This is a genomic window from Bifidobacterium asteroides, from assembly GCF_019469425.1.
Lineage (GTDB): Bacteria > Actinomycetota > Actinomycetes > Actinomycetales > Bifidobacteriaceae > Bombiscardovia > Bombiscardovia asteroides_I.
Genome location: NZ_CP048272.1, coordinates 287,626 through 299,457, shown reverse-complemented (window position 1 = coordinate 299,457; position 11,832 = coordinate 287,626). Strand labels below are relative to the sequence as shown.

Here is an 11,832-nt window from a genome sequence, read left to right as displayed (position 1 = left end):
TCTTCTCCAACGATGTACAAGCGTGTCGGGCATAGCCCGGTTATGCCGCTCAATGGCTGCCATCGGGAGGCAGGATCTGGCGGCTCGTCGGGGTCCACCGATCATCAGGCAGCGGTCGTCCGAAGTCCGGGCCATGGTCGGTCCAAGTGACCAGTCCAACCCTGGCATGGCGGTTGGGATCGAAGAGGGGATCACCCTCGATATGTGTGTAGTTGCGAGCATGATAGATCATCAGGTCCTGGCTGCCATCCTCGCTGACTGTGAAGCAATTGTGGCCGGGCCCATACTGATGGTTCTCCTCAGCCGTTTTGAAGACGGGGTGATCGCTCTTGGTCCAGCTGGCAGGATCCAGCAGGTCGGCATCCTCACAGGCGGTCAGCATGCCCACCGCATAAGGGACCCCGGTGCCCGAGGCCGAGTAGGTCAGGTAGATCATGCCCTGGTGAAGCATGACAGCCGGGCCCTCGTTGACCTTGAAATCAATGCATTCCCAGTCGTATTCGGGCTTGGAGAGCAGGACAGGATCAGTGGCCAGGGTCCAGGGATTGGCCATGCGGGCGATGTAGAGATTGGAATTGCCCTCGATGACTGGATCCTTCTGGGCCCAAATCAGGTACTGGCTGCCCCCGATCACCGCTGTGGTGGCATCCAGGGAGAAGGAGTCGATCGGGGTGTGGATTTGCCCCTTCTCGATCCACTCGTCATCCATGGGGTCTTTGCCGGTATTCTCCAGCACATACATGCGATGGGTGGGCAGATCGGCGGAGCCGAAGTCCTCCTCGGCAGCCGCGAAGTAGATATACCAAGCCCCATTGATCCGGTGGAGTTCGGGCGCCCAGATATACCTGCTCATGGGGCCGGACTCGTGCTTGTGCCAGATGGTGCGCTCAGGGGCGGCCTGCAGGTCGTCCAGCCTGGCGGCGGCGCGCAGGATGATTCTGTCGTAGGCCGGGTAGGAGGCAGTGAAATAGTAGAGGTTCCTATGCCTGATGACCCAGGGATCGGCCCGCTGGAGTACCAGGGGATTGTGGTATGCGCTCATCATGTGTTCCTATCACGAAGACGGAGGTACTGGTCTATATGACCAATATACAACGTTGAATATCAGCGAGCTGCCCACCCTCCGCCGGGCGCTCGAATTCGAAGGTGGAGGGCGGCTTGGGCAGTGGGCCCGGTCCGGTTCAGCCTTGGGCTCGGCGAATGGCAGTGAACACCAGTGCGCCCAGACCCAAGACAAGGGCCGCGGATGCGGCTGCGACGGGAGCCGACAGGGCCGATCCGGCCGAGGGAAGACGACCGGCCTTGCCTTCCTTGCCGGACCGACCTGCAGGTGCACGAGTGGAGTCCGCGGCGGGAACAGTCGCATGACCGCTATCGCCATCGGCCTCCTCTTGAACCTTGGGACCGGCCAGGGGACGCGAGCCCCAGATGGCCGCGGCACCTGCTGCCTGGGAGACATCGGCACCGGCATCGGTGAAGACATCGCCGCCCAATCCTGAGAAGAAGACGACCGGATGGCCCTGCTCATCAAGCTGTCGGCCCAGCCTGGCCCGATAGACGCCGTGCAACAGAGTGCCCGGATCCGCCGAGTCCACCTTGATGGTCAGATCGCCACCAGTCGCCGTCCAAGAGCCCTGCACCTGGCCGCCCAGCCGACCGCCAGCCAGCAGGCTCACTGACACGGACCGGTAGATTGCCGGGCTGAGCAGGCCGGATCCCGCATAGTAACGGACCGGATCATGGACCACCACCTGGTAGTCGCCGACCACCTGGCTGGAGGAGACCCTGCCCACCGGATTCCGGTATTCGAAGGGCGTCATGACCAGCCATCCGTCAGGGGTCTGGACCATCTGCTTGACCCGGACCTGATGTTCCTCCAAGTTGCCCGCAGCGCGCACGAAGCGAGTATGGTAAACGTTAAAGACGCGATCCTCGTCAATCAACAGCGCATTGCCTCCCTGGGAGGTCAGCACCTGGTCCTGTCCAGGCTGGGCGAAGGAGGAGTCGATCCGCAGACCCCGGTTGGCATCCAGATCGTTCATTGCACGCCCATAGACGGCCGGCTTGCCGTTCTGGTCCATGTAGGGGCCGGTAATGGAACGGGAGCGGAATTCACGCATCTGGTAGCCCCCGGTCTGCCCGAGTCCGCCGTAAGAAAGCATCAGATACCACCAGTCACCCTGACGGACCAGGGCGGTGCCTTCGCCTGAGTTGCCGAAGCCTCCGGCGAGTTTGTGTCCGTAGTAGGCGTCGGACTGGTTGGCCTGGGTGGGGTAGGTGGTGGAGTAGTCGCGCAGGCCGGTCTTGGGGTCCAGCCGGATCATCCAGATGCCGCCGAACCAGGAGCCGAAGCTCATCCACAGGCCCCCCTGCCCGTCATCCTTGACACAGGCGTCAATCGCATTGATGCCCGTATCCGTAAGGCTGGCATAACGCGACAAATCGGCATTGGGGCCCAGCACCTTGGGAACGTCAGTAGCCTCCACGTTGGACTTCTGGAAGCCGGAGTAGACCACTGGGCCCACCAGGCTCCAGTCCCCCTCGATGTCGTCGGCCGTCAGCAGGACGATGACCGACTTCTGGAAGGGGAACCCTCCCCCGTTCAGGCTCAGGTACATGCACCACTTCTTCATGGTGGCGTTGTAGTAGACCTCAGGCGCCCACATGTTGCCGGTCACGTCCGGGTTGGAGGACTGCTTGGGCCATGCCTTCCAGACAGGATCCAGAATGCGCTGGTAATCCCGGCTCAGATTGTTGGTGAATGGCTCCCAATGCTTGAGGTCGGTGCTGCGGGCCCAGGCCCGATGCGAGCCGAAGACATAGTAGCGCCCTCCGGCCTTGACCACGGAAGGGTCATGCACAGAGACGCGCGAGTAGGCGTTCTGACCGTCCTTGGATGTGCCCCTGACAATAAGCCGGTAGTCCTGCTGGATGGCTTTAGCGTCCCGGGAGGACCTCGAGGCCTTGCTCGCTTGCAGCCGGGCCGTCAGCGTGATTGGGACATCCCGCTTGCCGGGGACCACATGGGCCCTCCCGGTGGCAGCATTGACACTGACTGTTCCAGGCGCAGAAGAGGTCCACCCCACCGAGGCGACAGTAGTTGAGACCGGCAGGTTGAAATCACCGTCTACGGCTGCGGGAACCGCCAGTGATGCGGCCTGCTGGTTGATCAGATCTCCAAGGTCTTCCGAGGGCAGGGTGGCGACGATCTGGTCGGCATTCAGGGCCTGCGGATAGACGGCAAATGACTGCACTGCGCCATGGAAGAGGGCGTCGCCTATGCCGGGGTATCGGGACTGGCCGATTACGTTGTGGCGGTGGTCTCCAAAGGCGGCGGGATTGACCGTGGCCTTGCCCTCAGCCACCTGCAAACCGTTGATATAGAGCCGAACCATGTTGTTCTTGCCGTCGATGGTGGCGGTCAACGTGGAGAAGCGGTCACTGGGCAGGTTCTTGGATGCCGGCAGATATGTCTCGCCTTGGCCGTTGGCCTTGGAAGTGATGGAGGTGTACAGGGAGGTATGGGTGGAGGTGGTCCAGGAGCCGACAGCCTGCTGACCGGTCCCCCCTAGCGACCAGAGATAGGTCCAGGGGCCTGAGGCGTTGAACCGGTCGTTGCGCACGCGGATGGACACCGTGGCGCTGGCGTGTCCGCTCAGTATGTCATCGGGAAGCTTGACATAAGTGGATCCATCGAACAGGAGCGCATCGTCGTTCTTGGCCGCCCCTGTCGGCCGGCCATCGGCATCCAGGATGCGGGCCGGGCCAAAGGATGAGCCTGTGACAGTATTGTTTGCCTCCTTGGCTCCTGCGGCAAGGGCTGAAAAATCGTAGCCGAGCAGGGGCTGCGGCTGACTGGCAGACATCCTGGTTGTAGCGCTGCCATCTGCTGGGGACTGATCCGCCCAGGCTGGAGACGCGACTGTGCCGCCCGCCAGTATCATGCCCACGAGGGCCGCCGCTGCAACCCCTCCTCGGCTCCGTCGTCCTGCGTCTGATGACGATTGATGACGCATGTTCACACCTTTCCACATCGGCATCGGAGCGGCCGCGCTCCGACCGGCAGGCCTCCATGGCCCGCCGGTGCCGCATCAAATCATTCGAGAACGTCTTCAGTATATTATAACGTTAGAAATTCAGAAATCCAAGACACCCGAAAAAGCACATCAGCGATCAGACGGCGATCTCGTTTCCGGGTAGGGCACGGGTTGAATTGCGGACCACCAGCGAGGAGGATACCTTGCGGAAGACGTGCTCGCCCTCTTTGGTGTTCAGCGGCTGGACCCCATTGATCCTGTCCTTGAGAACACGGACCGAGAGCCTGGCCACGGCCTTGAGCCCGGGCGAGATGCTGGTCAACGAGGGCGACAGATACTGGGAATCATCGGAATTGTCGAAACCGATTACCGAGATGTCGTCCGGCACCGACATGCCATGCATTTGTATGGAATGCAGAACCCCTGCCGCCAGCATGTCGTTCAGGGCCACCACCCCGTCGGGGACAATGCCCTGGTCCAGCAGGGCATTCATGGCGTTGACCCCGTCGATGCGATGCCACATGCGCGATGGGGCCACCAACCGGGGATCGTAGTCCAGGCCGGCCTCCTCAAGACCCTGTCTGTACCCTTCCAAGCGAAGAGCAGCCGAACCAAGCTTCTCGCCGGGATGGGTGCCGATGACCGCCACCCGACGGCAACCAGTGTTAATCAGATAGGCGGTGGCGTGCTTGGCGCCCTCCACGTTCTCCGTGGCCACATGATCAAACTGATCGCTGAAGATCCGCTCCCCCACAACCACCAGAGGATAGTCCACCCGCAGCTGGTCCAGATCGTCCATGCCCAGCTCCAGCGGGCTGTAGATGAGGCCGTCGATCATGGATCGCTGGGAGCCGTGCAGAGCCTCGATTTCACCCTCGCGCGAGTAGAGGGTGGGCTCCACCAGAACCCGCATGCCCAGCTTCTTGGCCTCCTCGATGACCAAGGAGGAGAGCTGAGCGAAGTAAGGCATTGCCAGATCAGGTATGGCCAAGGAGATCATCCCCGTGAAGCCCAGCCGCAGGTTTCTGGCCGGCACATTGACCCGGTAGCCCAGCTCCTCTATGGCCTTGTTGACCTTGCCTCTAGTAGCCTTGGAGACGAATTCATAGTCATTGACCACATTGGAGACGGTCTTGACCGACACTCCTGCGGCCTGGGCCACATCCTTCATAGTCGGGGTGGAACCACGTCCTGTGCCGGGGGAATCGGCTAAACTCATAAGACCCTAACCTCCAAGGTTACCGTGGCACGGGTGGGGTCGAGCTCCTCATCCGTTTGCATATCCAATACGGGCATCCCCTCAGCGGACCAATGTACCCGTCGTACCTGACTGTCGCGGCCAAGGTAGCGGTCCTGGTCATGCTCGGCATTGTGGAAAACGTAGATCATGGTGCCGTCTTCGTCCTGGGACCACATACCGTGGCCGGTGCCCAGCTGCCAATGGCCATTGTACTTCCCGGACTTCTGCAATGGGTAGTCCAGCTTCTTCCACACGCCGGGATCGCATAGATCGGCCCCAACACCGGCCGGCGCGGTCACCAGTCCGGTGGTGTAGTCGATGCCCACCAGGGAGCCGGAATAAATTAGGAAGATCAGGCCGTCGTGGATCACGGCATTGGGCCCCTCAGCAATCATGTTGTCCCAGGCGAACTCGGGGACGATGATCTGGCGTGGCGTGCTGGTCAGACGGTCGGGGCGGGCAGGGTCGAAGGCGGCGATCCAGACCGAGCCCAGCTGCTGCCAGGCGTAATACCAGCGGCCGGTATCGTGCAGGACCGTCATGTCCAGGCTGATGCGCTGGATGGGGTTGAGAGGGGTGCCTTCGGCCCGCAGAATGGGTCGGGGGCTGTCCCAGTTCTCAGGCTGGCGAGGGTCCAGATCCCGGCCCTGGTCGTCGCGGCGCAGCTGCATGATATGGCAGCAGCCCGTCCACATGTCCGGCTTCCCGGCCCGATCGTTGGCGGTCCCGTCCGGGTTGGTCCGCGGACCATCGAAGCAAGGCATAAAGAGGATGGAGAGCCTGCCTCCGATCAGATGGATCTCCGGGGCCCAGAAACAGCCGGTCATGACTCGGCCTTCGCTGTTGCGATCGCCCCTGCGCAGCAGGTCCACCTCCTTTTCATGACCGCCGGCCTGATCGCTCAGGCCTTCGATGGTGTCAGCGACCCGTAGAGGCATGTGCGTGTGCCCGTTCAAGGGGTCGACGCAATTGCCATCCGCATCCTCGGTGGCGATGAACATGAACAGGCGCCGGCCCCTCCAGGACCAGCGGAAAATGGAGGGATCGGCACGTTGCCGAGCGAAGGGGACCGGGTAAGCCGTCTGCCGGACCCGTCCGCCTATCAGCCTGGTCTCTCCATGATTCAGACGACCCAGGGCCAGGTCACTGGCCAGACGATCCAATTGGCTCTGATCCCAGTCCACCCCGCGCAAGGCGGCAGACCCATCGCTGTAGAGGAGCCGTGCCTGGGCCTGCCGGGCCGACTCCAGACCGTCGCCTCGGAACACCTGAACCGGATCCACTTTCACGCCGGTGTTATAGATGCGGCCGAACCGTTCCAGCAGGCCACGCTCGCAATCGGCGCGGATCAGCACCACATTGCCGGCCAGAATGCCCTTCATGCCGCAGTCCTCCTCCAGGGCGCGCCGCCGGTCCATGGACAGGGGGTCGCCCTGGACCAGAGAATCGTCATCCTCCAGGATCTTCATGTCGGCCACCATGCCCATCCGCGTCGGGTCGTCCACCGTGGCCGTGCACAGCCGCCCGCGGTCGTCGTCCCAGTAAAGCCGGCAGCCCTGGCCATCGTCCAGAAGCCGCGCCCTGGGCCGGTGGACCCCATGAGCGCCCAGGATATGGACCTGTGGCAGCCGTCGGTAGGTCAGCAGGTCCGGCGAAAGAGCCGTCAGGAAGGAGTCGGCCTGGGAGCCGTCCGACTGGCCGCCCCTGGCCACCCTGGTGGCCAGAATGACGAAGGCGCCGTCCCTCAGGGGCAGCAGGAAGGGGTCGATCAGGCTCTTGAGGACCAGATCCTGCCCTGGGACCACCGCCAGTTCCTGGGCCGCCTGGGATGCCTGGCCATCGTCGACATTGTCGTCGCCATCAGCATCAGCATTGGACCCTTCGCCTTGATGAGCGTCCAGTCCAGGGTTGTGCCCGCCCTCTTGCGGTGCTGCCTCGCCTGGCAGGGCGGCCCCGGCCGTGCAGGCCCCACGGGCACTATCCGGCACAGACTTGGTGGGCACAGCAGCAGCGAAGAAGATGCCGTAGCCGCCGTTCAGGGGCTCCCAACGGCCGGTCGCCCGCGATCGCAGGGCCAGGTGCATGCTCAGAGCGACATCTTCGTTGTTGGCCTCCTGCCGATCAGTGGGACGCCGGGTGTAGCACATGAGCGCAACCCCATCCCCAGATTCTCGTCCACCGTCCAGAACATCCTCACCCATGACGATTCCTTCCATCCGGCTTGCCGGCTTCAACGCCGACGACTATCGTTTCTAACGATAGAAATTATACATGGAGATCAGTCCACGACGCCTGATGACCGCATGGATGAGGCCGGGCTGTTTGCTCATCCGAACCGACTTCGCAAGGTCGGCCATGCGCCGCGGGTCGTCATCGATGTCGATCGGGCTGCCTTCACGGAAAGCGAGGAACCATGAGAAGACCCAAACGCATCGGACGGGCCATCAAGGCCCTGACTGCCCTGACGGCGGGTCTGGCGGTGCTGCTGACAGGGGCACTGGGCGCCTGCTCGAACCAGCAGCCGTCAGCCAGCGGCACAAAAGCCGCCGCCACCCAGGAACCCAAGCGCGTCTCGGTCCACGACCCCTCCCTGGTTCGCTCCGGCAAGAGCTACTACGTCTTCGGCTCGCACCGGGCCTATGCCCGCAGCACAGATCTGGTCAACTGGACCCCATTCACCAACAACCTGAGCCGCGATTACAAGAAGATCTTTGCCCAGATCTGGAAGGACTGGCCCAAGCAGTCCTCCAACCCGGACGTGACCGGCAACATGTGGGCGCCTGACGTCTACTACAACGCCACCATGAAGAAGTGGTGCATGTACCTGAGCCTGAACGGGGCCGAGCATCGTTCGGTCATCGTCCTGCTGACCGCCGACCGGGTGGACGGCGACTGGACTTATGCAGGACCAGTGGTCTACTCCGGCTTCACACGGGCCAATTACATGCACACCGACGTTCCCAAGGTGCTGGGCCCGGACCCGAAGCTGGACCGCTATCAGTCCTACACGGATACGGGCATCAATGCGATCGACGCCTGTGTCAAGGATGACGGGCAGGGGGGCCTGTGGATGAGCTTCGGCTCCTGGTTCGGCGGCATCTGGATGATCCGGCTGGACCCCAAGACCGGCCTGCGCGACTACTCCACCACCTACCCCACCCAGGCCAACCAGTCCGACGCCTACTACGGACACAAACTCGCCGGAGGCTTCGGCAACTCAGGCGAAGGATCGGCGCTGCTGCACACCAACGGCCACTGGTACCTCTTCCTCTCCTACGGCAAGCTGGTGCAGACTGGAGGCTACCAGATGCGGATGTTCCGCTCGGACTCCATCACCGGCCCCTATCTGGACCAGCAGGGCAACCCGGCCATCGCCACCAGCGGCGAGGCCGACAACTGGACCAGCGAGACAGGTATCCGCCTGATGGGCTCCTACCAGTGGAGCGGAGACAAGCAGGGCGACATCGAGGTCTCGCAGGGCGGGAACACGGCTCTGCACGACAAGGACGGCCGAGACTACGTGATCTATCACACCAGATTCTCCGACCGCAAGGAGGAGCATCAGATCCGCGTCCGGCAGCTGATGCCCACAGCAGACGGGTGGCTGGTGGCGGCCCCCTATGAATATCTGGGCACCAAGGCCGGCGGCCCATACAGCGCCAAGGACCAGGCCGGCACCTATGAGCTGGTGGAGCATGATCCGACCATCTTCTTCAAGGGACCGCGCAAGGTGACCGACACTCACAGCACCCAATACCGGGGCGTGGTCAAGGCTGTGGACATCCATCTGGAGCCCGGCGGCCAGGTGACCGGAGCACGCCAGGGCCACTGGCAGGTCGACGACCGGGGACGGCTGTCCATGGACCTCAAGGAGGAGGACGGGACCGTGAGCTACCAGGGGGTCTTCGCCCGGCTGCCCAGGGACAAGGATCACCGCATGGTCATGACCTTCAGCGCCCTGGGCAACAACGTCTGCATCTGGGGCTCCAAGCGCTGATCAGCCTCAGCGTGGATCCAGAGCCACCCAGACCACGCCGTGTGCAGGCACAAGAGCCGCCAGCTCACGGTCGGCACCCTGTCCTTCCAGGCTGATTTGGGCGGGCTCAGTGGTCCGGTTCCCCCACAGGTCGACCGGGGTCCAGGCCTCGTTCGCCCCGTCCAGGCCCACCAGGGAGGACAGGGCCGTCCTGACTCGCCGGGGGCGATCCCCGGTCCAGAAGACAGCCGCATAGACCCCGCCGTCATGGCCCGAGGGGGTTCCGTCGGCCCAGTCGCTGGCCAGGGCCCTCCAGACGATCTCCTCGCCTAGGATCTTCTTGTCTTGGCCGTCCCCACTCTCGACCGGCTCTCGGATGATCTCACCATTGTCGGCCGAACCGGCGGTGACCTCCTCCAAGGCTGGGTTATCCAGCAGCGACAGAATGGCCTCATCGCTGCTGGGGAGGTCGCCGCCCACCATCAGCGGCGAACGCCCCATGGCCCAAAGGGTCAGCATGGTGCGTTGCTCGTCGGCCGTCAGGAGGCTGGACCGGTCTCCGCCCCGCTCGGCCCGCAGTCCGATATGCCCCAGAGGCAGCATGTCCGCATCGGCCCAGTGGCCTGTGCTCTGCAAAGGTGCCCAGCGGGCCAGACGGGCGAACTGGGCGTAAAGGTCCTGCCAACGATCCCAGAGGTCGTCCGAAATCCGCCAGAGCTGGGCGTGATCCCGCAGGAAGCCAAGATGGGTGGTGGGCACCCGGGTGCCCGGGGACAGGGAGAGGGTCATGGGATGGCCATGGGCCTGCTCGGCCTTGCTGATGGCACAGGCGTAGGCGTCGATTTCCCGGTCCATGAAAGGGACCTGCATATCGTCCACCTTCAGGTAGTCCACCCCCCAACGTGCGAACTGGTCAACCTGGGCGTCATACCAGGCCTGGGCTCCCGGATGGGAATGGTCCAGACCGTAATTGTCGGGATTCCAGGCACAGACATGGGTGGTGTCAACCACCTGGGCGGCGGTATAGGAGGTGCCGAGGACGGGCAGGTCCCGCTCGACCGCCAGCCTGGGGATGCCCCGCATGACATGAATGCCGAAGCGCAGCCCTAGATCGTGGATCCGAGCAGCCAACGGAGCGAACCCTTGGCCGTCGGCCGCCGAAGGAAACCGGACCGGGTCGGGCAGCTGCCGGCCATAGCCGTCCAGGACCAGAGGCGCCTTGGCGTTGTAGCCATGGGCCCTGGCGGTCGGGTCGTACCAGGCGATGTCTATGACGACCGTGTCCCAGCCCGCCGGGAGCAGCCTGTCGCGCATGACCTGCGCATTGTCCAGCACCTCCTGCTCGGTGACGGTGGTCCCGTAGCTGTCCCAGCTGTTCCACCCCATAGGCGGTCTCCAGGCCTTGTCCACGTCTTGCTCCTTTCTCAGTGCTTTGTTTCAGTCCTGTCGCGCCAGAGGGCGCAGACGTTCGTATTCCTGCCGGGTCAGGGATAGGACCCCGCCGTGCTTGGTATGGGGGCGCAGGCGGAAGTCCTCCTCCCGGGCGTAGTCGAACCCGGCGTCCGGATCATCGCTGACCATGGGCCTGTAGCCCACTGAAGGAATCACATCCACCAGCAGGTACCAACGGTTCCGGGCATGGTCGGCATAGAGGGCCGGACCCTCTACGCCCGAGGGGTTGCCGTCGGCGCACCAGCCGGCGCCGATCTGCTCCTGGATGGTGGTCCACCGGGCCTGCGGCAGCCACCATCGAGGATCGTCAGTGCTGTCCAGCCAGATGCCCCGGCCAAAGCCGTTGTCCTTGGTGGCCCGGTAGGTGCGTAGGCCGCCCCCAGGCAGAGGACGCTGGACCATGGTGGTGTCGATGGCATTGCGGCCGGTATCGATAAGGACTCCCCCATAGCGGAAGTGCTCCTGTGTGAAGTCGGTGGTCGACCCCCAGAGCACCCGGTCATATACCGACGGGTCGGCATGGTCAGGATCATCCTGGTCAAAGAGCTTGGATGACCAGTAGAGGACGAAGGCCCCCTGCCGCGGCCCCTCATAGTCGGGCACCCATAGGCACTCCGGCGCCCAGGCCATGCCCAGCGGAACCCTGCTGCCGTCCTGTTGTAAGGACACATCCAGCGGCCAGGGACCTGACCAATGAATCAGGTCGTCAGTGGACCAGATCATCAACTTGGTGCTGCCGTGGCGGGACCAGTGCTCCCAGCCGCTGCCCTTTGACTGATCGCCGCCGAACACCCGCAGATCGGTAGCCATGACATAGACCCGGCCGTTGCGCGGGTCACGCACCATGTAGGGATCCCGCAGGCCGGTAGTGCCTAGATGCGAGGTCAGCAGCGGCCTGCCCCCGTACAGCGGATCCCAGCTCAGAGGGTCGTCGCCTCGTGACAGGTCGAAGTAGAGGCGCTCGGCATACCCCTGGGGGTCTTCGATGAAGTGCACCATCAGATACCCGTAGGGGTCGGCTCCTTCGACATCCTTGTGAACCGTATCGCTCAACGTCTGCTCCTTTGCTCTGGCTGCCGAACCTGTCGGCTTTGCCTTGTCGCTATTTATTTTATAACGATGTAATG

Annotated in this window: 7 protein-coding genes; 1 reads left to right on the top strand and 6 read right to left on the bottom strand. The window is 63.3% G+C overall.

All coding sequences use genetic code 11. The annotated features are described in order from the left end of the window. Positions 1-49 precede the first annotated feature (49 nt). The 4 genes from GYM67_RS01070 to GYM67_RS01055 all read right to left on the bottom strand — a co-directional run bounded on the left by GYM67_RS01070 (position 50) and on the right by GYM67_RS01055 (position 7,478). Complete coding sequence (locus GYM67_RS01070) at positions 50-1,042, bottom strand: glycoside hydrolase family 43 protein (RefSeq protein ID WP_220237342.1); 993 nt, start codon at positions 1,040-1,042, stop codon at positions 50-52. Between the two features lie 139 nt (positions 1,043-1,181). Continuing rightward, entirely contained in the window at positions 1,182-3,866 is a 2,685-nt protein-coding gene (locus GYM67_RS01065; protein WP_220236738.1) for a family 43 glycosylhydrolase, read from the bottom strand. A 307-nt stretch (positions 3,867-4,173) separates the two neighbouring features. Beyond that, positions 4,174-5,256: a LacI family DNA-binding transcriptional regulator gene (locus GYM67_RS01060; RefSeq protein WP_220236737.1), complete on the bottom strand. Its 1,083-nt coding sequence runs from the start codon at positions 5,254-5,256 to the stop codon at positions 4,174-4,176. Continuing rightward, positions 5,253-7,478, bottom strand: coding sequence for a family 43 glycosylhydrolase (locus GYM67_RS01055; RefSeq protein WP_220236736.1), 2,226 nt, complete (start codon positions 7,476-7,478; stop codon positions 5,253-5,255). The genes GYM67_RS01060 and GYM67_RS01055 overlap by 4 nt, the downstream gene beginning before the upstream one ends. Positions 7,479-7,690: 212 nt before the next feature. Between GYM67_RS01055 and GYM67_RS01050 the strand changes: the two genes are divergently transcribed. Further along, positions 7,691-9,274, top strand: coding sequence for a glycoside hydrolase family 43 protein (locus GYM67_RS01050; protein WP_220236735.1), 1,584 nt, complete (start codon positions 7,691-7,693; stop codon positions 9,272-9,274). 6 nt (positions 9,275-9,280) lie between these two features. Here GYM67_RS01050 and GYM67_RS01045 read toward each other — a convergent pair whose 3' ends face one another. Then, entirely contained in the window at positions 9,281-10,639 is a 1,359-nt protein-coding gene (locus GYM67_RS01045) for a glycoside hydrolase family 27 protein (RefSeq protein ID WP_220237341.1), read from the bottom strand. 51 nt (positions 10,640-10,690) lie between these two features. Continuing rightward, complete coding sequence (locus GYM67_RS01040) at positions 10,691-11,758, bottom strand: glycoside hydrolase family 43 protein (RefSeq protein ID WP_258561525.1); 1,068 nt, start codon at positions 11,756-11,758, stop codon at positions 10,691-10,693. Positions 11,759-11,832: the final 74 nt, after the last annotated feature.